Raw genomic sequence first — 23,826 nt, forward strand, 5'->3', positions numbered from 1 at the left:
ATCACGTCGTGCTATCATCTGCCTCAATTTCTGCCAGCGCTGAATCACCCTCGTGAAACGTAACAGCTTCGACTGGCAAACCAATCAATAGAAGAGGGCATGGATTGCCGACCCCGCGTCGGAGCCGGTCATCAAGCTTGCGCCAATGTGTTGTTGCCTCTCCGAATTTATCGGAAACGAACTGCCCGATGAAAGCCTCTTTGAAATCGAGAGGGTTCAACAGCCTATCAATTTTATCTTGGATCAATCGCCGCTGACGGGATGTTGGGTCGTATCCCCACCGACGAATATCATCGAAACCCTGAACTTGTCTCTCGTGTAAGAACCGCCGAACTATTGCTCGCATGTTGTCATGGAGACTTTTTCCTCGAGTTACGATAATGCCAACTGATATGGCGCCGTCCGCATGAAGACGTTTAAAATTCTCGAGGTCTCTATCGAAAAATGGATCCTTGTTGTTCCATTCGATCTCCAATGCAATCCTGCTGCCGTCCGGGAACGTTCTCACGTGATCGACCTCGTGCGATTGGCTCTCTCGTGGCACTCCATTGATCCTGCGTTCGACAATGAATTCGAATTTTGGCCAACCTACTCCGTTAAGGGCTTTTCTCAATCGTTGAGTTCCCTTAGCTTCACCACCCCCTCCTGCAATAATCTCCTCCACGGGTATTGTGGCATTGATCAGCGCGTCTTCTAATTCGTCCACTGCTTGAGCAAAATCTACGCTTAATATTGCTTGTGCATGGGACATAAACTCGATCTGGAAGCCCCGTTGCACCAATTTCTCAAACATTACTTCTTCCTTGGTAGGTGGGCGACAATCTGGACGCGAATCGAGTGTCAGATTAACTTAAAGTCAGCCGACTAGGTTGGCCAGTATCCAGCATTTGAGTTTTCGAATTTAGTCTCACAGACATGCAGATCGCGGCCGAGCATTTCCACGGTAATGGCTGAAGTTTTTTGAGGCGCGGAAGCCTCAGTTGCTTGATAAAATTCGTAAAGTTGTCAAGAGCGGTGACGCAGAGGCTTGCCGGACGAAACTTTCTCAACAAACGACCTGGGTCGTTAGTCTCGTTATTTGCTGAAAGGCTTAAACAAAACATTCGACAATGGATTTTCCAGTCATGAATGGAACTCTGTTAAGACAAACTACTGGGTGTACGAGGATGCTAGGAACAGCGGCAAGATAGTTGATTTGCACGCCAACCAGCAAAAAAAGACGTAACTACAAATAGTCTTCCTCATTTCATTCACGAATCAGACTGACTTTCTGAAAGAACGAGTATCCGATGAGGTTGGAGTTCGGCAGATGCAGCTTCATCGCCTAAGGCTGGCTGGTAGAGCACTAGCATTCTACGTTGCCGACAAGTTCGATGTAGGAATGGAGGTTCTACCGATGAAGCGTTTTTAGACAGACATGTCATCTGGCCCCGCTTATTTTAAAGCGGAGCTTTTCAATTTGACGCGCGAAGGTTGAGGCGTACCTATGGTGAGACTAGCTTTTTTTGGTTAAGCGCAGGACTAGGCTGCTATACGCGCTTTACCATGCCAATCAAGCGTATTGAACCAGCTTGCTACGAACAGGCCGCTGACTATTCTCAGCGAGTTCTTTTTGAGCTTTTTTTCTCCGAGTATTGGTGAATCTGGGCTGGCACTAGCTGCAATCTTGAGAACTGCGTTTGAGAGGTCGGACAACTCAGCCTCGCTCGTTCTCTTGTCCAATCGATTATAGATACCGTCAGCAAGCCGCCCGAGGGTATCCACGATGTCGTAAGGAGAAAATCCATTTCCGCGCCGCGTCCAAGCCGCTTGTAGGATTTCGGGGCTGGATTCGTGTAATTCTGTCTCAAGGCGTAACAACTCTGAGCATATGTCGGTTACCGTAGAAGAGATGCCTTTCAACTGACGAAGTTGTCGTGTGACCTTAGCGTCAGGAATAACTTGCCGAATATCCTTCGACGAGCCGAAGAAAAAGCCGACCGTCCAAAAGACATGATCATTTTCAAACCCGTTTGAAAGATCGAATCTCATTCCACTTTTAAAACGAAGGTTTGGTAGCGCAGCTCTGAAACTTCTCTTGGCAGGGTATGACCGCCCCTCCGCATCCGGAAGCGTTACTGTCGACAGCTTTCTTGGAAGAGATAAAGTTCGGCCAGCTTCCTTAAATGAGGGCAAATTTTCGGGTGCTGTTAGTCTGGCAGCGTGCGCGATAAGGTAGGTGAAGGTCGGCGGTATGGCATTCCCCACCATTTTTGCTTTCTCTGAAAACGATTTCGCGAAAAATTGATGGGTGACAGGAAAGCCCTGCAAGCTAGCTCTCTCTCGTATCGTCAGTCTACGAAAAGAGTTTGGGTTGTTCGGGTTGGCAATGACGATGCTTTCGCGGGATACACGGGTGCAGGTCGCAGTGACAGTCCGGGATGGCTGATCCAGACTGTCAGGAAATGCCATATTATTATAAACCGGATGAAACTCTTTCGCCTCTCTGTTCATGCGCAGTTCTTCGCGGTTTAGAACGGGTTCGAACTGCATTTCCGTAAGTTTTTCCCTCGGCAATTCGACACCCCAAACCGGGTCTGTCACACCGTTCGCCGCGTTTAGGCCAGCGATGACATCCCCTAACGTTAGCTTTTTAAGCCGGGTTTGATAACTTTCGAGCAGAGCAAACGGAATATTGCCTGCTATACAACGCTTCCTAGCCTGTGGGGCACCGAACTCTGAGAAATCTAAAACCTTAATTGTGGGTTCTAAGTGCCGGAAGCGATACAAAACGTGTGTCTCATCATTAAAGGCATACCGTAGAACCTCCGCAACTCTAGGAACGTTTTCGAATGCCCAAAAGCGAGGCCGCAGGAATTCTACAATTTCCAGAAACTTGAATACGTCTTTAAGACCCTCAGCAATATTTCCTCTGCCACCACGATTGGCGTATGAAAACTCTGTGCAGGGTGGGCTTCCAACGACTAAGTCGATGTCGCGAGGTAGGTCGTCGAGTGACAACGCCCGGATGTCAGTTGGAGAAAGACTACCAGAGAAGTTCTCGTTATGGGTGTCAATAGCCGGCTTCCAACGTTCGTACGACGCGACGACTTCTATGCCAGCAAGTTTTAGTCCGGTGCTCCAACCACCAATTCCGGCATAGAGATCAATTGCTCGCACGACGCACCCATAATTAACGTGATTCAATTTTTGCAATAATACTCATAGAACGGAAAAGAGCAAGATCCAACGTTGAGCCAATGTCTAACGTTGCCAGCCACCGAACGAGGTCGCGCTTTATTCACGACTGACGCCGCGTTTGGTGAAGCTAATGTCGTTTGCAATGTGTGCCCGTTTGTCTCGAAGGCCACCACATAATTAATTGGAAAGATTGCCACGGGACGCGTGAGAAAATCGGTAGGTCTTGGCGTGGTGCTCTTTGACTCAGGGGTGGCGCAGCCGAGTGGTGTGTTTCGCAGCTCTTAAGACGCGAGCGCGTGGGCCTGTTGGATCGATTTCAGCCTTACGCAAAGCCAAGAAGCATTTTTTTACCCCTTCGTCTCAATAAATCACTGAAGATAATACAACACGTCGCACAAAAGCCAGAGCTACCTCTATTGAGACAACAGTGAAATGGATGGGAGATGTCTCGCTAGGGCAAAAGTAAATGAGGCACAATTTTACGCTTGTGCTGCTCGACAGCCATGGGCTTCGTCGAATTCCGACGACACTTAACTAGATAAGCATTTCTTGATTGACGAGTGCACGCGAATACGGGCAGATTAGCAACCGGAGGGCGTTATGCTTAAGCGTGACTTAGTTAAGGCAATCTATGCAGAACTTCGTGCCGGTAGTGCCGGGACAGAGGCCTCCGCCATTGATTTGCTGAAGCTCGCCCAGCATATTGTTCGAGCCTACACTGATCCGGTCAGCATCCTGGAGCCGGAGGCTCCGGAAAAGGAATGGCACGGCTTTCTACACTCCGCTGTAGATGTTGCCATGAGAGATGGAGGATGGAAGGTGCTCGCGTTCGAGCAGAAGTCGATTTCATCTTACGGGGATTCATCAATTGATGACATTACCCTCTTGCGCTCAAAAGTAGAAAAGTTTTTTGGACCAGAATGGCGACATCCTACACTAATGGGGCAGCTCTAGCTGCTCGAGAGCACCTGTTTTCCGGTGAACCCCTGACACGGCTTGATGCGCTCGTCTTGTTTGGACTTTCGAACCTTCCTGAGCTTGTTTACGAGTTGAGGGCACAAGGGTTCGTTGTTCACACACGAAAGGTTCCCTACGCAGCGGCGATGGTTCGCATCAATAAGCACGCCGTCCTTAAGCCTCCACCAAATTTGCCGATAAGAGAGATCATGCTCACGGAATACTGGCTCTCAAAGTGAAACGGCTTTTCTCAATCAGGAAGAAATTCATCCTTTCCCCGGTGAGCGGGGGCAGGTGTAGCCGTTGGGGAACTCATCTTTAGCTTTCATTGCTCTATGCCACCCCCGCAATCTCCGAAAAGGGACTTCCACTATGCAATTGAGACCTTGGCAGGTTGAAGCGAACACAAAAGCGTTGAAATGGCTTGTGGAAACAAAGTCGGACAAACACTTCCTTATCAACGCGGCTCCCGGCGCGGGCAAAACTATCGCCGCCTGCACCATTGCAAAAAACTTGATCGATATTGGAGAAGTGGATCGCGTCATCGTGATTGCACCTCGCGTTGAAGTCGTCAAGCAATGGGCGGAAGACTTTAAACGGGTCACCGGCCGCTTCATGGGGCGCTTAGTGGGCTCCCATGATAAAATCGATATCGATGTGTGCGCCACATGGGCAGCCGTCCAGGGTCTACTAGGCGCATTTCAAGCCGTGTGTCGAAAAGACAACGTTCTTGTGATTTGTGATGAGCATCACCATGCTGCCGTTAGGGCGGCATGGGGAGATGGAGCCGAGAACGCTTTTGTAGATGCGAAGTTTGTCTTGATCCTTACCGGTACTCCAATTCGTTCTGATCGTAAGCAGTCGGTATGGATGGCCTACGATGATGAGGGACATATCGACCATCCGGAGGAGGGATCATATACGCTTAGTTACGGTGAGGCAGTCGAACTGGAGTATTGCAGGCCCGCAACTTTTCACCGACACGAGGGCCGTTTCACCGTCGACTTGGAAGACGGGGAAGTGGTATCTGTCTCCGGTGAGAGCCCTGCGGACCTAACGCCCACCCTTAAACGTATACCTGGATTGCAGCGCGCTCTCAATTTTTACCGATTAGCGTGCACCCCCCAATACGAGGTTGACGGGAAAACACCAAAACTCGACGGCTACCAAGCAACGATGATTGGATGGGCGATCTCAAAGCTAACTGATCTCAGGTACCGCATGCCTAATGGCGGTGGTCTGGTCATTGCACCAAGTATCGAGGTGGCTGAGTACATAGCGAAGCTCATTGAGTTGATGGAAGGTGAAGCACCAGTAGTGGTCCACAGTCAAACGACTAATGTGGAAGCAAAAATAGAGAGCTTCCGTCACACAGACAGGAGATGGCTGGTATCGGTAGCAATGATTTCCGAGGGAGTTGACATCGCACGGCTTCGAGTACTCGTCTATCTCCCTAATGCATTAACAGAGCTTGCTTTTAGACAAGGCATTGGTCGAGTTGTTCGAACCTCCGGTCCTAACGATGATACTCGCGCGTATGTTATCATGCCGTCTTTTGACATACTGGAAGCCTATGCGCGCCGGGTAGAAGACGAAATGTCGCCAACTACTCGCGTAGATAATGGTCCCGCCAAGACAAAGAAGTGCCCAATCTGCGCAACAGAAGCGTCGATAAATGCAAAAGAATGCGAGGCTTGCGGCCATGAATTTCCGCAAATTCCGCCGCGATTTAAGCCCTGCGGCTCGTGTGGCGGGCTTAATACTATGGCTGCAAAAACCTGTCAGCATTGTGGCGCAGGTTTCGGAACCCATTTCACGTTGACCTTAGATGAGGCGCTGCGGACGGGCGCAATCGTTCGAGGAATGGATGTAGACGAGGCTGATGTTCAGGAAGGGGAACAACTTGCTTCGTCGGTAAGGAAGGCTATTATTCAGAGTGGGGACGAAAAGCTTCTGAAATTTATGAAACTATTTCCAGAAGAGACTTGGGGTAAGATGAAAAAAATCATGAATGACGAGGGTTGAAAATAGCTGCCCCTGGTGCTGTGCCTATCAAACTCGCATCCAAGTAAGTTTTCCGCGAAAACAGTTGAGGCATTTCGCATCAATTTGTCGACACTTAAACCGCTTAGACGCTGGATTTACTCAGAAAGCCTTTTCATCATTCTCCAATGCCGAGCGTGTAGCACGTTTGTGTAACAATTGGCGACGAAACAACTAGATATCCGCCCAAAATTCAGAGTTTCTGGTTACGTATGGGAGGACTGGCGGAATATTTGGGTCCGCCCGCTGTGCGGAGTTGAGATCGCTCAAAAAGATACTAATCCATCATCTCTCAAGTCGAGTTTCTGAAACGTACGCCCACGCCACCGCCATTTGCGTCGATGAACTCGATGCCTGAGTCTTCAAATGCCATCCGGATCACTTTGAGGTTGGCCGCCATGATTGATGGAACGCCGTCTTCAGCCTCTGCACGTCTAATGGTTGACAGGCCCACAGATGCTCGTTCTGCTAGGTCTTGTAGCGTCCATCGCTTAAGTGCTCTTGCAGCTCGAATCTGAGCTCCGGTAATTTTATTCATGCAGAACTACAGTTTTGGGTTGAACATTTTATGTTCACGTGGCAAATTGATGTTCATTCGGTTGTGCACGGTGCGGTAACACCACGCACAACCTGACCACAATCAAGCTGTTTGGGAGCTCGGATCATGGCTGATTCCGACAATAGCAGAACTTTGTCTGCAATCGCGATACCTGATTTCATATCAAGCACATTTGTGCAACTTTTTGCAACTGCCTGGCGGGCAGGGTGCAACGCATGGTCGCGTCTTCCGTCGTCGATTTTTCCAATAAAACGGACCTGTCCGGCCAGTTAGCGCAGCTGCGTAACCTGGCAAGAGCGGTGCTCGTCATTTCCTGAGCCGGACAGGGATGTGACCCGCGTTCGGCTTTTGTGGCCCCAGAATTTCAGGATAGCAACCGCAAACCTCTCGTTGTGGCCAGCCACAGCGCGGAGTGCGGTCGCCTTTATTCCAATAACAAAGAGGGAACTATCTCATGAACTTTGCATATGTATTCCGACCCGTCGCCATTACTGCGGCCCTTCTCTCAGTGGCGGTGTTCAGCAGTCCTGTTGCCTTTGCCCAAACCGGTGCACAGGCAGAGTTGCGGATCGCCACGTCCTACAAGCTGATGACGCTTGATCCGCATTACGCGAACCTCAACGAGAACACCTCGCTGCTGTCGCATATCTATGAGCGGCTGGTGTACCAGGATGAGCAGCTTGCCCTTAAACCCGGCCTTGCCGTGTCGTGGTCTATGGTGTCGGAGACGCAGTGGCAGTTCAAACTGCGGGACGGTGTGACGTTCCAGGATGGATCGGAGTTTACCGCCGATGATGTCGTTTATTCCATCGAGCGGATCAGGGATTTTCTGCAATCGCCGAGCGGCGGTTACCGCTCCTATGTCACCGGCATCAAGACAGTCACGGCAACTGACCCGCTGACTGTGGTCATCGAGACGAATGGCCCGATACCCAACCTGCCATTGTTGATGTCGTCTGTGTTTATCATGCACAAGCCGGACGAGGGTTTTCAGACCACGGAAGAGCTCAACTCTGGTCGTGCCTCCAACGGGACCGGGCCTTACAGGTTCGAACGCTGGAGTTCCGGCGAGACCCTGCAACTGACACGTTATGACGGCTACTGGGGTGATCGCCCTGTATGGCCGTCGGTGAGCTTCCGGGTGATGGAAAGCCCGGCTGCCCGTGTGGCAGCCCTGTCGACCGGTGATGTCGATATTGCCGATGCTATTCCGGCCCGCGATGTCGGTTCGCTCAAACAGCGCGGCGCCGATGTCGCCAGTATCAGTGCGGCCCGGATCAACTTCCTGCAATTCGATGTCGAGAAAGAAGCGGTTGCAGGCGTTACCGACAAGGCAGGGGCGGCCATTAAAAACCCGTTCCGGGATGTACAGGTCAGACGCGCTCTTGCCATGGCAACCGATCGCGACGTGATCGTGGAAAAAATCCTGTCGGGGCATGGCACGGCCGCCTCGCAGGTGTTTCCGGAGGGGCTGCCCGGCACCTCGGCAAAGCTGAAGGCGGAAGCACCGGATTATGATGCCGCAAAGGAGCTTCTGACCAAGGCCGGTTATCCCGATGGTTTCAATGTCATTCTTGCCGGTCCTGCCGGGCGTTATCCCGGTGATGGCGACAGTCTGCAGGCGGTGGCACAGAGCTGGGCACGTATTGGCGTTTCGGTCCGGCCACAAGCGTCACCATTCTCGGTGTTCAACACCAAACGTGCTGCCGGTGACTATGCCGTCTGGTATGGCGGCACCTCAGGGGAGGCGGTCGACATCATCCTGCATGCGCTGGTCGCGACACAGGACAAGGAGCGCGGTACCGGTGCGCTGAACTTCGGCCGCTACAGCAATCCCGAGTTTGATGCGCTGCTCACCAAGGCGCAAGGCATTGAAGCGGGTGAGGCTCGCAATCAGGCACTGGCAGACGCGACCGAGCTTGTCATGCAGGACCAGCCGATCATCCCGCTCTACCACTTCCACCACATTGTCGGCTTTGGTCCCAAGGTTGGCTCCTATGTGATGCATCCGCGCGGCTGGACCACAGCGATGCAGACCAAGGCAGCGACGGAGTAAGCGGATGGCCATTTTCTCTGCCGTCTCGGGACGACTGACCCAGGCTCTGCTGTTGCTGCTGGCCATGTCGCTGATCGGCTTCATCGGCATTCACAGCGTCGGCAATCCGGTGTTCAACGTCGTCAATATCGAAACCGCCACGCCTGAGGACATCAGGCGTGCCACGATCGCGCTTGGTCTTGATCTGCCGATCTGGCAGCAATACGGGCTGTTCCTCAAAAATGTGCTGAGCGGTCAGTTCGGCACCTCCTACATCTACCACCAGCCGGCGTTTGATCTGGTGATGAGCAAACTGCCAGCCACGCTCGAGCTTGCTTCGCTTGCCATGCTGGTTGCAGCAACCGCCGGGGTGGGGCTTGGCCTCGTTGCCGGACGTCGCAAAGGCTCAACTCTCGACCGGATCGTGCTGCGTGGCAGCGTCTTTGCCCTCAGCATTCCCTCCTTCTGGCTCAGCATGATGCTGATCCTGACCGGTGCCATCCTGACGGGATGGTTTCCGTCGGGGGGCAGGGGACCAACCACCACCGTGATGGGAACTGACTGGAGCCTGTTTACCGGTGAAGGCCTCAGGCACATGGTGCTGCCAATGCTGGCGCTGGCCATTCCCAATATTGCACTGATTGCCCGCCTGACACGATCAGGCACGATCGAGATCGAAAGACAGGAGTTCACGCGCTTCAGTCGTGCCCGTGGTCTGTCACCACGCCGTATCCTGTTTGCCCATACGCTGCCCAATATCAGCGTGCCACTGGTGACGATCATCGGGCTTCAGTTCGGCGGCATGCTGGCATTTGCGGTTGTCGTCGAAACCATCTTCGCATGGCCGGGCATCGGCAAGCTGCTGATCGATTCCATCCAGCTGCTCGACCGGCCGGTGGTGATGGCAACACTGACCTTTACCGCCGTCGCCTTCGTCCTGCTCAACGCACTGGTCGATCTCTACTACGTCGTGATCGATCCACGCGTGCGAACATCATCATAAGGGAGGATGATATGAAACCGCTTCTTCTGCGGGCACTTGGCATGCGCAGCACCTCAGGGCATGGCCCGCTGTTGCCAACCTGGCTGTCAGCCTATCTGCACCTATCCACTGTGCTGCTTGGCCTGTTTATCGTGGCGGCCATTGCCGCACCACTGATCTCGCCGCAAAACCCCTATGACCCGCTGCAGATCAGCCTGGTCGTGTCGTTCACCAGTGCGGCCCTTGCCGCCATCATCGGGCTGACGGCCGGTGTGACAGCTGCGTACTTCAAGGGGTGGATCGATGTCGTCATCATGCGCATTGTTGACCTGCAGCTCAGCCTGCCGACCATTCTGGTGGCACTGATTGCCATCGTGGCGCTCGGACCGGGTGTTGACCGTATCATCCTTGCGCTGGTGATTGCCCAATGGGCCGCCTATGCACGGCTGGTGCGCGGTGTGGCACTCAGCGAGACACAAAAGCCCTATATGGACGCCGCCCGGCTGATGCGGCTGCCAACCCGCCGGGTGATCTTCCGCCACCTTTTGCCCAACAGCATTGCACCGGCCATCAGCCTCATCCCCATTGAAGTCGGGCATGCCGTGGCCCTTGAAGCCACGCTGTCATTCCTCGGTCTGGGTGTGCCGCTGGACAAACCGTCGCTTGGTTCGGCAGTTGCCAACGGCTTCCAGTATCTTCTGACTGGCCAGTACTGGATCAGCCTGTTTCCGGGACTTGCACTGTTTTGCCTGATCGCCACCATCAATTTTACCGGTGAACACGTCCGTCTTCGCCTTGATCCCGGGAGTAATCTGCGATGACACCAGCCCTGTCCAATCATATGCCTGCAACGCATGCACGAACAACGCAATCAGCACCGCTGCTCGAGGTCAAAAACCTTGGTCTGCGCCACCGATCGCCGGGTGGAACACACACCATCCTCAGCGAGGTCAGCTTTACCCTTGGGCGAGGGGAGATCCTGGGCATTATTGGAGAATCCGGGGCTGGCAAATCCTCCATTGGCAATGCCGTTCTCGGCCTGATGGCCCCGGGCATGCAGCAGGTCTCCGGAACCATCATGCTTGACGGGTCGGCGATCGATGCCATCGAGACTTCACATCACGCCAGCAGGCGCCAGAAAATCTCGGCGGTGTTCCAGGATCATACCGCCTCACTGGATCCGCTGATGTCGGTCGGGGCGCAACTGCTCGAGACGGTGATTGCCCATAATCCGCAGATGTCTGCGCGACAGGCACATGAGCGGTCGCTGGACCTGCTGGAACAGGTTGGCATCCCCGAACCTGATCGTCGTTACCGGCATTTCCCGCATCAGTTCTCGGGCGGACAAAGACAGCGTGCGGTGATCGCCATGGCGCTGGCTGGCTCACCCGATATCATCATCGCCGATGAACCGACCTCTGCACTCGATGCCACGGTCCAAAAGCAGATCCTGCATCTTCTGCGCAGCATCGTCGAACAGACCGGTGTATCGGTCATCCTCGTCACCCACGATATGGGTGTGGTGTCCGAGGTCACTGACCATGTGCTGGTCATGCGCAACGGCAAGGTGGTCGAGTTCGACAGAACCGACAGGGTCCTCGACAATCCAAGAGAAGACTATACGCGCGAGCTGCTGGCGGCAGTGCCACGCCTGCACCTGACACCCAATGACCCGCCATTGCGCAATCAAATCGCCAGAGAGCAAAGCGACATCGGTAAAAACGACAGTGCAATGAGAGACCCGATTGTTCTGGTCTCCGGCATCACCAAAACCTTTGCGCCCACCAACGTGTTGGCATTTGACGGACGGGGCAGGGACGGTTCCCGGCCCGCCCTTGATGACATCTCCTTCGTTCTGCCACGCGGCGAGATCACCGGCATTGTTGGCGAAAGCGGTAGTGGCAAGTCAACGATCGGCCGTATTCTGGCCGGTCTTGAGACGGCTTCATCAGGCACACTCACGCTGGACGGGCAACGCTATGATGTAACCAGGCCTGGCCATCGCAGTGGCCTCATCGGTCAGGTGCAGATGATTTTTCAGGACCCGGCGGTCTCGCTCAATCCACGCAGGCGCATTGCAGAGACTTTGCGCGAAGCCATCCGCTTCGGGGCAGGTCTCAGAAACCGGGATGCGCATCACGAGATCGAAGCGATGATGGAACGGCTGGGACTATCCGTCTCGTTGCTCAGCCGTTTTCCGCATCAGCTTTCAGGCGGACAGAAGCAGCGCGTGTGTATTGCAAGAGCGCTCTTGGCCCAACCGCGTATCATCATCGCCGACGAGCCGACCTCGGCACTCGACGTCTCTGTTCAGGCGCAGATCATCACGCTTTTGCGCGACACCGTCAAAGCCCGTGATCTTTCGATGCTGTTCATCTCCCATGATCTGGCCGTCGTGCAACAGCTTTGCCAGTCGGTGATGATTTTTAAAGACGGCAGGATCGAAGACAGGGGAAGCTGTGACGCGGTGTTTTCCAGCTCACAGAACCCCTACACCCGCAGCTTGATCGACGCCCGGCCAAGGCGGTTTTCGCGTTGAACGACAAACCTTGAGCGACATGCCTGCTCGGCAACTCTGCACTCCGAGGCCCGGGACGCCGGGGAGTGGGGCAAGGAACCGGTAAAGGGAATTGGTAACGGGTCAAGAGCGGGCGGCTTACGCCGTTGCTTGCCATCGTCTTTCCGGCGCCAGTCGTTGCGCTCCTCGTCGCTCGATGCCCGTCAATCTTCGGGCATAGTCACAGCCAATCCAATGCCATCTCGTTGGCAACAACAGGTAATAACCCATGACCAATCGATTTACAGTGGCTGTCACCGGCCAGTCCCTCATCAAACACGATATCCGTGATATCAAGAGCCCCGGCTTCGAGGCCGTCAAACAACTCCTGCGGCAGGCCGATCTGTCATTCACCAACTTCGAAAGCACCATCCTCGGCAGCCATGGTGGCTGGCCGCTCAAAGGGTCATATTTCGGGTGCAGTGAACCGGCGGTGCTCGATGCCCTAAATGATCTCGGCATCGGTGCGCTGGCACTGTCCAACAATCATGCCTTTGATCTTGGACCGTCCGGTGTGCTGTCGACACTGCAAGAAGCAGACCGGCGCGGTTTCCTGCATGCAGGCGCCGGTCGCAATCACGCCGAGGCGGCGCGGGCCGGGCAGGGGATCGTCGGCAACCGGCGAGTTGCCATGGTTGCCATGGATGGCGGGCCTGGACCGGATATCATGTATGCAGCCGATGGCGGACTGTTGCGGCCAGACCGTCCCGGCATCAATCGCCTTAAACTCACCCAGCTTCTTGAGGTCGATGATACTGCCTTTGCTCAGCTGAGGGCAATTCGCGACAGGGTCGGTTATACATCGACGGATCTTGCCAATGACAGCCAGCCCAATGACCCGCCTTACGTCGACCCTCACGATGAACTGGCAATCGGCCGGACAATATTCAAACGAGCCGGTCGTTTTGGCCGCAACGTCCGCATCGATATCGCCGATTTCGAACGAAACCTGCAGGCCATCACCGCTGCTGCCGAAGACGGGGCACTTGTGGTTGCCTATCTGCATCATCATCATTGGGCGTCCAACTGGTACCAGGTGCCGGACTGGGTGGCATCCGTTGCCCGTCAATGCATCGACGCTGGTGCCGCGATGTTCCTCAGCCATGGTGCACCGGTTCTGCAGCCGCTGGAGATTTATCGCGGCCGTCCGATCTTCTACAGCTTGGGCAACTTCATCTTCCACGTACCGGCAACAGCAAACTGGCAGGCGCCGGAGGTGTGGGAGAGCGTGATTGCGTCCTGCGCTTTCGATCATGACAATACACTCACGGATATCGTGTTTCATCCGGTGGTGATTGGTGGAGAAGACACCATGTCGGACCCGGATCTGTCGTTGCGCCGTGCGCCCTATCTGGCCACCGGGGAACGGGCGACACGTATTCTCACAAGGTTTCAGGAGCAGTCGCACCGGCTGGGAACAGAGATTGATGTGTCAGACGGTATAGGTTCTCTACGGTTGGACACCAGGGATATCGACGTGGTCGCCGCAAAAGAGCATATCAACGCCGGGTATACCAGGCAGCGCACATCATGATGGTGCAAACCAGCGGACGACTGAAGCGGGGAAAGGGATCAAAGGCCATTGTCGACAGCGCTTCGCCCCTTCTCGTCATTGGCGGATGCTCAAAAAGTGCACCTGGCCTACAGCCTCAAGCAGATATTGAGCGGTAGACAGTCAACAGCAATGCCTCAGAATGCGGATGATAACATGACACCAGAAACACAGGCTGCAACGGACATTCGTGACGAACTCGTTGAGCGGTTCTTTCGCTATGTCGGCATCGAGAGCCAGAGTGATGCGGCGGCAGCCACCCTGCCATCAACGCCGGAACAACTTGACCTCGCCCGGCTACTGGCCGACGAACTGCGTCAACTTGGCCTTTGCGATGTGGTGGTTGATAACAGTGCAATCGTCACGGCAGTCAGGCGTGGCAACAATCCTGACGCGCCCTGCATCGGCTTTATCGCCCATCTCGATACAGTCGATGTCGGCCTGTCTCCCGACATCCACCCGCAGATCAAACGCTTCGAAGGTCTCGATCTCTGCCTCAACCCCGAGCAGGATATCTGGTTGAGGGTCAGTGATCACCCGGAGATCAAACGCTGGGCGGGCGAGGACATCATTTTCAGCGACGGTACCAGTGTGCTCGGCGCCGACAACAAGGCGGCCATTGCCACCATCATGACCTTGCTGGCACGCCTGGATACTGAACAGACACTTGGCGATATCGCCATTGCCTTCGTTCCCGATGAGGAAATCGGACTGCGGGGTGCCAAGGCACTCGACCTCAACCGCTTCCCTTGCGACTTCGCCTATACCATTGATTGCTGTGAGCAGGGCGAAGTTGTCATCGAGAACTTCAATGCTGCAACGGCCGAGATCATCTTTACCGGGGTCACTGCCCATCCGATGTCCGCCAAGGGTGTTCTCGTCAATCCGCTGCTGATGGCTATGGATTTCGTGTCGCATTTCGATCCGGCCGACACGCCAGAACATACCGAGGGCAGGCAGGGCTACTTCTGGTTCAAGGACCTCGATGCCAATGACAGCAAAGCGCGCCTCAAGGTGATGATCCGAGATTTCGACCGGGAACGCTTTGAAGAGCGCAAGGCCCGTATCACGGAGGTTGTCGAACTGATCGAGGCCGATTACCCCACGGGTACCATCCAGACCATCATCACCGACACCTATGCCAACATCGGGGATCATCTGGCCAGCGACCCGCGCGCCGCCACCCTGCTGTTTCAAGCTTTCGAACATGTCGGAATTGAACCCAACGTCATTCCCATGCGCGGCGGCACCGATGGGGCCGCATTATCGGCACGCGGCATTCCGACACCGAACTTCTTCACCGGCGCCCACAATTTTCATTCCCGCTTCGAGTTTCTGCCGATCAGTGCCTTCGTGAAGTCCTATGAGACCGCGACGACAATCTGCAAACTGGCTGGACTGTCCTCTGTCTCAGACAATGGGCAACACCCATTCAATCCCACCGCTGAGAAGGCGTGACGCGATGTTTCATTCTCCACAGGCACCGGCAGCCGTCGTCATGGTTCGACCACGTCATTTTACCGTCAACGCTCAGACGGCAAAGGACAACAGCTTCCAGGCGCAATGCACCGATACAAAGCACCTTGCCCAGAAAGCCTGGCAGGAAATCACCATGGCCGCCCAGACGTTGCGCAGCCACGGCGTCACGGTTCACCTGTTTGAGGACGAGGGGACAGAGACACCAGATTCGGTGTTTCCCAACAACTGGTTTTCCACCCATGCCGGCGGGCATATTGCCATCTATCCGATGAAAGCAAACAACCGTCGGCTGGAGCGCCGGTTCGATATCATCGAGATGCTCAAATCCACCTACCGCGTCCAGGAAGTCATTGATTATTCAGGGCTTGAGCAGGACGGACTGTTTCTCGAAGGCACCGGCGCCATGGTGCTCGATCATATCGACCGTGTTGCCTATGCCGTAAGGTCAGACCGCACGGATCCCGTCATCCTTGAACGCTTTGCAACGAAGTTCGGCTTTGAGCCCATGGTGTTTGATGCCTTCGATGCCAATGGGGTTCCTGTCTATCATACCAACGTTTTGATGTGCATCGGCACGGATATCGCCATGATTGGCACGGACCTTATTCCTGACGTCGAGCGATGCAACGAAATAGCAGCGCGCCTGCAACGCTCAGGCCGACATATCATTGAACTGCGACACGACCAGATCGGTAAATTTGCGGGCAACGCTCTTGAGCTCCAGAGCAAATCGGGACGGATTCTCGCCATGTCGACAACGGCTTTGGCGTCTCTCGATCCCATCCAGCGCCAGGCAATCGAAGAACGGACACCCATCGTTGCGCTCGATATCCCGACCATTGAAATGGCCGGTGGTTCAGTGCGGTGTACTCTCGCTGGGATCCATTTGGCGGCGCGACACCCCGAGTGAGCTTCATAAGCAGCCATCTCATGTCATGGCTCTCATTTCTGAAGATGTTGCATCATTGGCACGGATGATCATTTATCAAAATGCCCTTCGTACAATGGAGATATCGGAAATTGTCGATGCGTTAAAATGGAAGGTCGCGTTATCAAGGCACGGGCTTGGGTTGTACCGCTGTGGGGCATAACGAAAGGGTCGGTGCAATGTCATGAAACCGGTCAACGCAGGAAAGCCTGGTTCAGGCCATCGGAAGCTGCCGTTTTGGTGGTTGAACCGGAACTTTGTGAGTTGGTGACGTCGCTGACCGCGTTGGAAATACTCGCGTCGCAGCACAAATTCCTAGCCGTAAAACTGGCTTTAAGTGTTCCGCTCGCTGGGACAGTACGCGCGATCATCTGAGTTTAGTCGAAAGTGATAAATCACTAGCCTATCATCTGGTAAAAAGGCGGTATGCCGAAACAGGTACATCAGCAACCTGTTACGGCATGTTCGTGCCTAGTTCGCGTATCGTTCGCCAGAATATTAGAAATATCTAAATTAATACCGGTGACGATAGCTGCTCGACTAAAATGAATTTTAAGTGTGGCTGACTGATGTCATGGCTGGTTTTAACGAGCTCTGTCTGTGCCCACGAAAACAGGCTCTCCCGTAGGCCGCAAAAGGGGACTCTTGTCGCGTTTTCCGCAAGTCGGCCATGGCAAGACGCGGTTTCAGCAATCGTATATCATGTCAAAACGGCCTGTTTTGATGGGATATTCAGTTGCTTGCCCCAGTATGCGGGACTTTACCAACCCTGAAAGATCCAAGGGCAACAGCAAGACCCCGAGGACGGAAAAGGATCTTCTGTATGCGGGTTTATACGTCTCAGTTCACAAATCACGCTATCGCTAACGAATATCGAAAATAATGCGTCGGGACCGGGAACATTTTCCGGGACGGGTGGTTAGGTACGCTGTTCTGAAACAGCAGTCCAAATCGCATCACCGGTTTTCTCTTTATCCGAATAGGTTGAACACAATGACTGACGCCAAAAATGACTGGATTAGCGCCCGAGCCTATGCTCTTTGGGAACTAGATGGGCAAGCACACGGCAAGGATGTCCAGCACTGGGAACAGGCCGCGGCGGAATACGAGCGCCGTGCCAGAACCCGCGCATCGGTTGATGGTGCTGACGTGAAACTGATGCGCGCGAAGTCGAAAAACGTGTCCAAAGGGGTAACGGGTGGCCGAAAGCTAAAAGACTCGCTGGTCAGCAAGGAGGCAGTCCAGCCGGTCGTGCGGGCTGAAATTTAAAGCCGTGTTACCAGACGGGTGCCCGGTTGATAAGCAGCCGGGCGTGCCCCATTTTCAAAACCTGTTTCATTGTGCGCATGAAAAGTCCAAGCGTTTCGTCGGCTGATGGCCAGGATGCGGATTTCAACGACCGGAATGCAGTCCATTGAGACAAGATGGAACGACACGGGCCGGGATCCGTTTGGGCCGGGATCGTTGACCATGTGGATTGGTGACACGTGTTTGCACGGCTTGCGCGTCTGGTCTGTGCGGCGATTTTCGTTTCGCCTTACACAAAGGCAGTTGCGTCGTGTATCCAATGTCGGCGCTGGTCTCGCGTCGACGTGGTTAGTTCGATGTTGGAGTGCTCCACTGCCCTTGACAGTCAGCAGGCCAGGCGAAATCTCAAAATAAATTACAACCATTGCTCAGCTTCGGTTCGGCGTAAGCTACGTCCGGTGCTATCACAGCACGAGTACGTTTGCTTTGAGCGCGGCGGTGACAAACGCTTCGCGTGCGTCATCGCAACGTGCCTGTCTTTTCAACATCCTCATGCAACTCAGCCACGCTGACTCAAACTCGGTTCCCTGTTTGGCAGGCCAACTGTGGGCCAAACACTGTAGCGCATCTTCCGGTCCTCTCACTTGCGCGCTGGAACCCGTTGCTGTTTTAATACGAACTGGAACCGGCCAGACCGGTTTAAAAGTGGTGTCGATAACCATCATCACGCCATTCCTCCAAAAAAGTCCTAACTGCGACAAGCTCAGAGTGTTCCGCAGAGACAATCCACTGCATCACTTTTTGTAGTGTGCAGAGCCACTGTTTAACGGTTCATCCCCTCCGTCATCCTGAACGGACCCTTGCAAATGGGCCGTTCGATGGAACCGTTTCCAGTATTCAAGGTTAGGGATGCTTAAAAGGGAGGAGCGTGGTCATGAGCAATGTCGGCTATAGTATCAGACCGCACGAAAACGGATGGGCTGTCATGCAGGGCGGCTTGATCAAAGGTGTCTATCCAAGCGAGCTCCTGGCAGAAAAGTTCATAGCGGAAAGATCCGACAAGGACACGCCAGAAAAGACTGCTAAAGACCGCGCAGTTCCGAAAACTGGCAGGTCCGCACGTACCCCGCCGAGCGACCAACCGGTCGTGTCTGTCCCAGACAACGTATCGTTGCCGTTAAAGGATGAAGTGCAGGAGGTCAGAGTTCCGGCCGACATTTCAGGGCGAGACCTGTCCACCGGAAAGCTCTAGCAAAGTGCTGCCCTGACCGATACCAAAGCGTGAAGAGGATGAGGCCGCTGGGCTTTGTTTCTGGAAGACGGTGAATCCTCCCGGGTTAAGCTGGGTTAATGCTGGCTGCGACGATGGCGAGAGCGCACGACCGTGGCATAAGCGGGAAACCTTCAGTGAAAGCTGACCGACAACGGTTGAGCCTGCTAATTCGACATCAGTCTGGCTGGTGGCTGCGTATTGAGCTCGCGGGCTCTATCGAGATCAGGCCTGTTCCGCTTTAGTTTTTGAAAAAGCCCGCCGGATCGTTCGCCGCCTCCTGCATTCCGCAGAGCGGTTCAACAGAGCCGCTTGATGCGGGCAAATTGCTGATAAGACCGCCCTGGACCCCATAGATGGCCCATAAGGCGGCATTTGGCGCGGGCGGCGTCTGGCGGTGATGGCTGTCAATCCGAATGGAGAAACGAATTAAGCAGGCTTCACCCTCGTTCGCCAATCTTATTGGCCTGCTGAGGCAAGTCGCTTCCCGCCCAAAGAGCAATCAAAGGCATGCCATCGATACACACGATGTCGAGACGCTGATCGACTTCGACCGGGTTGCCGCTCCAGATATTTCGATAATGCCTGTTTGACAGTTTTTCCGGCAATCTGACGGTGCAGGTGCCTTTTTTACAGAATGAGTTCGCGAACGGTCCGCGGCCGACTTTTTCAAGCACCAGCCGGGGCGCTATGATAATGATTATGTTGGTGTTGTCCGCGCGAGCAAAGGCGACATAGTCGTCCCGATTCTCACCGGTTATCTGCAGCGGGATATATTGCCCGGCTCTGAAAAGTCCGGGCGCACGCTTTCTTAGTGCGAGTAAGGTGCGGGTCACAAACTGCTTGACCAGGCCGCTGTTCCAGTTCTGGTCGTCACTGACATCAATGCGCTGACCGGACAATAGCGCGTGCTGGAGCGCTTCAAAGTCGGGCTGACGTCGGTTATCCGGATCAACCAGGCTGAAGTCGAGACTTTCGCATCCCTGATAGATGTCGGGAATTCCAGGCGCGGTCAGCTTGATCGCGACCTGCGTCGATGAATTGACGAGACCCGCCCGGACAAAGGGTGTAACTGTTGCCACGAAATCCCCCAAAAACGGCTGGTTGTCGACGGACAGCAGATTTTTCACATAGGACAAGACAGCGTCCTCGTAGGGCTTGTTTACCTGGCCCCAATTCGTCCGTAACTTTGCTTCTCTCAGGGCCTTTTCCACATAACCGGAAAACCGCTCGTGAAGAGCTTGAAGCCCAACTTCATCCTCTGGCTGCAAATCCGCTGGCCATGCACCGGCGAGTGCCTGATACAACATCCATTCTACGGCCGGTTCAGGGGCAGGCCCGTCTGGCAGGAACCAGACATGCTCCTGATTGATCACCTGCCATCTTTGAACGGCGCTTTTCCAGGTCTCGGGTGCCTCAAGAAGGGAGTATAGCCTGGCTCGGGCATCCTCGCCGCGTTTCGTGTCATGGGTTGATGTACCAGAAAGGCCATCCGGTTGTCGCACAAGGCGCTTTTGCATGTCGGCATGAAAGCGGTGTAGCGAGTAGGGTCTCGCTAGCGGCTCGCCGCCCACCTCATTGAGGGCAAGAATGGCATTGCGCCGGTAAAACAATGTGTCTTCAACCGCCTTGGCCATCAGGGGGCCGGTCAGCTGCTGGAAGCGTCTGCGGAATTCAGACACGTCCGGGTCCGGGGGCGTGCCAAGCTTTGTCAAAAGGATCTGCTCGATGAATGTCAAAGCATCCGATGTCGGCGCGTTTGGCATGGATCTGGCACGGGCCAATACGAGGTCGAGTATTTCGAGGTCCTGAGAGGCAAAGCCCTGATCAGTGCCGTATGTCCGGTACACCGGAAAGTGGAGAAGAACGGCCCTTATCGCATCCTTAATCGTTTCCGACGAAAACCCGCGAGACTGACGGATACTGATGTTTTGCGCGAGATCGCAAAGAGTGCCTGTCTCGCCCTCGAAGTTGACGTCAATCATTTGTAATCGAGCCAGTTCGAGCTCATTGGTCGCATCCGATACATGTCCTGCAACCTCATCACAGGATGAGGACATCAAGTCAGCTTTATCAGAAGGCACAAAGACATTGGAAATGGCTTCGATGAACTCGTAGCCGGTCGTGCCGGACACGGGCCACGTCTGCGGGATCTGCTCACCCGTTGCCAGAATTTTCTCAATAATGATGTAGCAGTCCGGCCCAGTTTTTTCCCGAAGTCGTTCAAGATAACCCGACGGATCCGATAGCCCGTCGACATGATCTACGCGCAAGCCATCTACGGCGCTATTTTCCACGAGCTCCAGGATCAGCCGATGGGTTGTCTCGAAGACCGCTTCGTCCTCAACCCGCATTCCGATCAAGCCGGTTACCTCAAAAAATCGCCGATATGACAGGATGCTCGACGCATCGCGCCATGACGTCAATCGATACGGCTGTTGCTCATGCAGTTGACGCAGCCGGTTCTTGTCGGGAGAGATACAGATGTCGTCGCCTGCATAGGACGAAGGATTGAGAGGGTAAAACGTACCGAGATATTCTATCGAGGGCTGTGCCGTCTCAGGATGCAGTTTGACAGTAAGGTCACCACTTTCGAGGACTTTTTCAAACGTATCGGACAGAAACGGAAGCGTGATCGGCCGGGACCAGTCAACGTCGAAAAATTGCGCATATGTGCTCTCCCGACCAAATTGGACCACGTCACGCCACCACTCATTTTCCATTGACGCAGCCATGTGATTGGGAACGATATCCAGGATCAGCCCGATATCGTGCTTTTTGAGCACGTCGACCATACCGTCAAATCCCTTGCGTCCACCCAGAGACGGATCAATTTCGTTGGGATCGGTGATGTCGTAGCCGTGGGTGGAGCCTGGTACAGCCGTGAAGACGGGAGACGCGTATAGATGGCTGATACCCATCTGCTTTAAATACGGAACAAGGGCGCTTGCTCGCGCGAACGTCATGCCATTGCGAAACTGCAGGCGATAGGTTGCTGTTGGAACCATTGGTGTCATGGATGCTCTATCCTCCATAGAATACCCCATGGCGGCAGCTGCTCATTTGCAACGCCACCAAGGGAGAAAATCGTCTCTGCCTTATCGCTCCTTGGGACGAACGCGCCGGGAGCTGGTGAAAGGTTTGCCATCAAACGGAGCTTCGCTTCACGCGCCAGCTTCCATTCAACGACCACTGTTGTGCCGTCCTGGTGCGTTGTTCCAACTCCCTCGATGCCCTGATCGAGAAGAGGAACGATCCACTGTCGCCGGGTCATCAGCAAGGACTGATAAAATGCGAGCCACTGGACAGCAGGGCCACCTCGAAGAGCTGCCCAATCCAGTTTTCCCGAGAGAAATGTCGACAACGCTGTCGGATCTGGGATGTCCTCGCCCTCGAAGCCGGGAAGAGAAGAAAGCTCCTTGCGTCGGCCCTCGCGTACAATATCGTTCAGGTCTTCGTCGAGATCGCAAAAGAACGGAAACGGGGTGGACGCTCCCCATTCTTCCCCCATGAATAACATCGGTATCTGTGGTAGAAGAAGGTATATCGCCGTGATGGCTTTGAGGGCCTGCGGATCGGTATAGGTGATCATCCGATCGCCAAAGGCGCGGTTTCCGATCTGATCATGGTTTTGGATGAACGAGACGAATGCGATGGGCGGAAGGTCGGCAGTTGGCTTGCCGCGCGCCTCACCCCGATAGGGCATGATCTCTCCCTGGAACACAAACCCTTCCGCGAGCGCTCTTCCAAGGCCATTTTGACCAGCAGGGTAGTCCCCGTAATATCCGAATGTTTCATGAGTGGCCGCGACGTGAAGGACATGGTGGAGGTCGTCGTTCCACTGGGCGGTGTAGTGGAGAACATGGCCGTCATGGTCGCGCTTCAACAACGCGCTGTCGTTGTTTTCGTTTTCAACGATGAGATGCACATGCCGATCGGTCACTGCTTCTCGAACACGTCTTGCGATTTCCACCAGAAGGTGCTCTTGAGAGTCGTCGATTATCGCGTGAACCGCGTCCAGTCTCAGGCCGTCGACATTGTACTCTCTGATCCAGTACAACGCATTTTCAACGATGAACTTCCTGACCATTCCACTGTCGGTCCCGTCGTAATTGAGGCCGTTTCCCCACGTCGTTTTGTGACGCTGCGAGAACAACGGTGCATAAAGTGGAATGTAATTGCCGTCAGGCCCGAAGTGATTGTAAACGACATCGAGGAAAACACAGATGCCTCGCTCATGGGCGGCATCAACCAGCGCCATGAGATCCTGCGGCCGTCCGTAACTGCTGTCGGGGGCATAGGGTAAAACGCCGTCGTATCCCCAGTTGTAACCGCCAGGAAAATCAGCGATGGGCATGATCTGGAGAGCGGTCACGCCAAGATGCTTGAGGTGATCAAGCCGTTCGATCACCCCGTTGAACGTTCCTTCTTTTGTATAGGTCCCAACGTGAAGCTCATAGAGAACCATCTCTTCCCACCGACGACCGGTCCACTTCTGTCGCTTCCATGCATAGGCGCTAAGATCAACGACTTCGCTTGGTCCATGAACGTCGTTCGGCTGGTGGCGTGAAGCGGGGTCGGGTACAGCGATCCCGTCGGGCAAAATAAACTGGTAGAGGGTGCCGGGCCCCGCACCTTCGACGACAGCTGTAAACCAGCCGTCATCAGCGCGGCGCATATCGTACAAGTGGCGATTGTCGAGCTTTAAACCTATTCTGTCATGAAATGGAGCCCATAGCTGAAATGTAGTACTGTCTTTGCCAATGATGGGACCGAAGCAGGGGGACATGTTGCCTTACTGAGAGGGAATGAATTTACCACTCGCTTAACCCGCATCTGCTCGAACGGTTTCAAACTCAATAAAAAAGTACGTCACCGTACGATAGCGGCCCGGGCCGGAACTTCGGCGTGAACGGGTTACCGCTTCAGGGAGGTGAAAGCCCGTATCAACTTTTTGCCCATGTCCGGAACGTGTGGGCAGTTCTCTCTATCCCTTGATAGTCGTGAACCCCATTTCTGGCTAAGGCCTGGGTGGC

Annotated in this window: 18 protein-coding genes; 12 read left to right on the plus strand and 6 right to left on the minus strand. The window is 54.4% G+C overall.

The window, feature by feature from the left end; translation table 11 throughout:
• Position 1: 1 nt before the first annotated feature.
• Together ACZ5FM_RS23960 and ACZ5FM_RS23965 are read right to left on the minus strand one after the other, a co-directional pair.
• Positions 2-793, minus strand: coding sequence for a BglII/BstYI family type II restriction endonuclease (locus tag ACZ5FM_RS23960; protein ID WP_464041465.1), 792 nt, complete (start codon positions 791-793; stop codon positions 2-4).
• Between the two features lie 728 nt (positions 794-1,521).
• On the minus strand, positions 1,522-3,159 hold the full coding sequence (locus ACZ5FM_RS23965) for a DNA cytosine methyltransferase (protein ID WP_464041466.1): 1,638 nt from the start codon (positions 3,157-3,159) through the stop codon (positions 1,522-1,524).
• 621 nt (positions 3,160-3,780) lie between these two features.
• Between ACZ5FM_RS23965 and ACZ5FM_RS23970 the strand changes: the two genes are divergently transcribed.
• The 3 genes from ACZ5FM_RS23970 to ACZ5FM_RS23980 all read left to right on the plus strand — a co-directional run bounded on the left by ACZ5FM_RS23970 (position 3,781) and on the right by ACZ5FM_RS23980 (position 6,162).
• A complete protein-coding gene (locus ACZ5FM_RS23970) occupies positions 3,781-4,134 on the plus strand; it encodes a hypothetical protein (RefSeq protein WP_464041467.1) in 354 nt (117 codons plus the stop codon).
• A complete protein-coding gene (locus ACZ5FM_RS23975) occupies positions 4,101-4,376 on the plus strand; it encodes a helix-turn-helix domain-containing protein (protein WP_464041468.1) in 276 nt (91 codons plus the stop codon). The genes ACZ5FM_RS23970 and ACZ5FM_RS23975 overlap by 34 nt, the downstream gene beginning before the upstream one ends.
• Positions 4,377-4,509: 133 nt before the next feature.
• Complete coding sequence (locus tag ACZ5FM_RS23980; protein ID WP_464041469.1) at positions 4,510-6,162, plus strand: DEAD/DEAH box helicase; 1,653 nt, start codon at positions 4,510-4,512, stop codon at positions 6,160-6,162.
• 310 nt (positions 6,163-6,472) lie between these two features.
• Here ACZ5FM_RS23980 and ACZ5FM_RS23985 read toward each other — a convergent pair whose 3' ends face one another.
• Entirely contained in the window at positions 6,473-6,718 is a 246-nt protein-coding gene (locus tag ACZ5FM_RS23985; protein WP_464041470.1) for a helix-turn-helix domain-containing protein, read from the minus strand.
• Positions 6,719-7,193: 475 nt separating this feature from the next.
• On the opposite strand from ACZ5FM_RS23985, the gene ACZ5FM_RS23990 reads away from it, so the two are divergent.
• The 8 genes from ACZ5FM_RS23990 to ACZ5FM_RS24025 all read left to right on the plus strand — a co-directional run bounded on the left by ACZ5FM_RS23990 (position 7,194) and on the right by ACZ5FM_RS24025 (position 17,541).
• Positions 7,194-8,795 (plus strand): ABC transporter substrate-binding protein, encoded by a 1,602-nt coding sequence (locus tag ACZ5FM_RS23990; protein ID WP_464041471.1) that lies wholly within the window; start codon positions 7,194-7,196, stop codon positions 8,793-8,795.
• A 4-nt stretch (positions 8,796-8,799) separates the two neighbouring features.
• Positions 8,800-9,777: an ABC transporter permease gene (locus ACZ5FM_RS23995; protein ID WP_464041472.1), complete on the plus strand. Its 978-nt coding sequence runs from the start codon at positions 8,800-8,802 to the stop codon at positions 9,775-9,777.
• A gap of 11 nt (positions 9,778-9,788) precedes the next feature.
• A complete protein-coding gene (locus tag ACZ5FM_RS24000; protein WP_464041473.1) occupies positions 9,789-10,577 on the plus strand; it encodes an ABC transporter permease in 789 nt (262 codons plus the stop codon).
• Positions 10,574-12,295: a dipeptide ABC transporter ATP-binding protein gene (locus tag ACZ5FM_RS24005; RefSeq protein WP_464041474.1), complete on the plus strand. Its 1,722-nt coding sequence runs from the start codon at positions 10,574-10,576 to the stop codon at positions 12,293-12,295. The genes ACZ5FM_RS24000 and ACZ5FM_RS24005 overlap by 4 nt, the downstream gene beginning before the upstream one ends.
• Before the next feature lie 247 nt (positions 12,296-12,542).
• On the plus strand, positions 12,543-13,847 hold the full coding sequence (locus ACZ5FM_RS24010) for a CapA family protein (protein WP_464041475.1): 1,305 nt from the start codon (positions 12,543-12,545) through the stop codon (positions 13,845-13,847).
• 174 nt (positions 13,848-14,021) lie between these two features.
• Positions 14,022-15,323: a peptidase T gene (gene pepT, locus ACZ5FM_RS24015; protein ID WP_464040607.1), complete on the plus strand. Its 1,302-nt coding sequence runs from the start codon at positions 14,022-14,024 to the stop codon at positions 15,321-15,323.
• Positions 15,324-15,327: 4 nt separating this feature from the next.
• Positions 15,328-16,254, plus strand: a complete 927-nt coding sequence (ctlX, locus tag ACZ5FM_RS24020; RefSeq protein WP_464041476.1) for a citrulline utilization hydrolase CtlX — start codon at positions 15,328-15,330, stop codon at positions 16,252-16,254.
• Between the two features lie 1,011 nt (positions 16,255-17,265).
• A complete protein-coding gene (locus ACZ5FM_RS24025; protein WP_464041477.1) occupies positions 17,266-17,541 on the plus strand; it encodes a DUF2934 domain-containing protein in 276 nt (91 codons plus the stop codon).
• A gap of 443 nt (positions 17,542-17,984) precedes the next feature.
• Here the strand turns inward: ACZ5FM_RS24025 and ACZ5FM_RS24030 are convergent, their stop codons facing one another.
• Entirely contained in the window at positions 17,985-18,245 is a 261-nt protein-coding gene (locus ACZ5FM_RS24030) for a DUF982 domain-containing protein (RefSeq protein ID WP_250984728.1), read from the minus strand.
• Between the two features lie 209 nt (positions 18,246-18,454).
• Here ACZ5FM_RS24030 and ACZ5FM_RS24035 point away from each other — a divergent pair, with 209 nt between their 5' ends.
• The gene (locus tag ACZ5FM_RS24035; RefSeq protein WP_464041478.1) at positions 18,455-18,772 is read left to right on the plus strand and encodes a hypothetical protein; all 318 of its coding nucleotides are present in this window, start codon (positions 18,455-18,457) and stop codon (positions 18,770-18,772) included.
• Between the two features lie 458 nt (positions 18,773-19,230).
• On the opposite strand, the gene treY is transcribed toward ACZ5FM_RS24035, so the two are convergent.
• Positions 19,231-21,807 (minus strand): malto-oligosyltrehalose synthase, encoded by a 2,577-nt coding sequence (gene treY, locus ACZ5FM_RS24040; RefSeq protein ID WP_464041479.1) that lies wholly within the window; start codon positions 21,805-21,807, stop codon positions 19,231-19,233.
• Positions 21,804-23,579: a malto-oligosyltrehalose trehalohydrolase gene (gene treZ, locus ACZ5FM_RS24045; RefSeq protein ID WP_464041480.1), complete on the minus strand. Its 1,776-nt coding sequence runs from the start codon at positions 23,577-23,579 to the stop codon at positions 21,804-21,806. Before treZ ends, treY begins: the two co-directional genes overlap by 4 nt.
• Between the last annotated feature and the right edge of the window lie 247 nt (positions 23,580-23,826).

The sequence above is a fragment of the Agrobacterium sp. 5Ca50 genome (assembly GCF_055381905.1).

What these genes read in the sequence shown, in the direction of transcription:
- ACZ5FM_RS23960 (WP_464041465.1), bottom strand. Translation starts at nt 793, where the DNA reads ATGTTTGAGAAATTGGTGCAACGGGGCTTCCAGATCGAGTTTATGTCC.
- ACZ5FM_RS24030 (WP_250984728.1), bottom strand. Translation starts at nt 18,245, where the DNA reads ATGATGGTTATCGACACCACTTTTAAACCGGTCTGGCCGGTTCCAGTT.
- ACZ5FM_RS24010 (WP_464041475.1), top strand. Translation starts at nt 12,543, where the DNA reads ATGACCAATCGATTTACAGTGGCTGTCACCGGCCAGTCCCTCATCAAA.
- ACZ5FM_RS23975 (WP_464041468.1), top strand. Translation starts at nt 4,101, where the DNA reads ATGGCGACATCCTACACTAATGGGGCAGCTCTAGCTGCTCGAGAGCAC.
- ACZ5FM_RS23990 (WP_464041471.1), top strand. Translation starts at nt 7,194, where the DNA reads ATGAACTTTGCATATGTATTCCGACCCGTCGCCATTACTGCGGCCCTT.
- ACZ5FM_RS24035 (WP_464041478.1), top strand. Translation starts at nt 18,455, where the DNA reads ATGAGCAATGTCGGCTATAGTATCAGACCGCACGAAAACGGATGGGCT.
- ACZ5FM_RS23980 (WP_464041469.1), top strand. Translation starts at nt 4,510, where the DNA reads ATGCAATTGAGACCTTGGCAGGTTGAAGCGAACACAAAAGCGTTGAAA.
- ACZ5FM_RS23970 (WP_464041467.1), top strand. Translation starts at nt 3,781, where the DNA reads ATGCTTAAGCGTGACTTAGTTAAGGCAATCTATGCAGAACTTCGTGCC.
- ACZ5FM_RS23995 (WP_464041472.1), top strand. Translation starts at nt 8,800, where the DNA reads ATGGCCATTTTCTCTGCCGTCTCGGGACGACTGACCCAGGCTCTGCTG.
- ACZ5FM_RS24000 (WP_464041473.1), top strand. Translation starts at nt 9,789, where the DNA reads ATGAAACCGCTTCTTCTGCGGGCACTTGGCATGCGCAGCACCTCAGGG.
- ctlX (WP_464041476.1), top strand. Translation starts at nt 15,328, where the DNA reads ATGTTTCATTCTCCACAGGCACCGGCAGCCGTCGTCATGGTTCGACCA.
- treZ (WP_464041480.1), bottom strand. Translation starts at nt 23,579, where the DNA reads ATGTCCCCCTGCTTCGGTCCCATCATTGGCAAAGACAGTACTACATTT.
- treY (WP_464041479.1), bottom strand. Translation starts at nt 21,807, where the DNA reads ATGACACCAATGGTTCCAACAGCAACCTATCGCCTGCAGTTTCGCAAT.
- ACZ5FM_RS24005 (WP_464041474.1), top strand. Translation starts at nt 10,574, where the DNA reads ATGACACCAGCCCTGTCCAATCATATGCCTGCAACGCATGCACGAACA.
- pepT (WP_464040607.1), top strand. Translation starts at nt 14,022, where the DNA reads ATGACACCAGAAACACAGGCTGCAACGGACATTCGTGACGAACTCGTT.
- ACZ5FM_RS24025 (WP_464041477.1), top strand. Translation starts at nt 17,266, where the DNA reads ATGACTGACGCCAAAAATGACTGGATTAGCGCCCGAGCCTATGCTCTT.
- ACZ5FM_RS23985 (WP_464041470.1), bottom strand. Translation starts at nt 6,718, where the DNA reads ATGAATAAAATTACCGGAGCTCAGATTCGAGCTGCAAGAGCACTTAAG.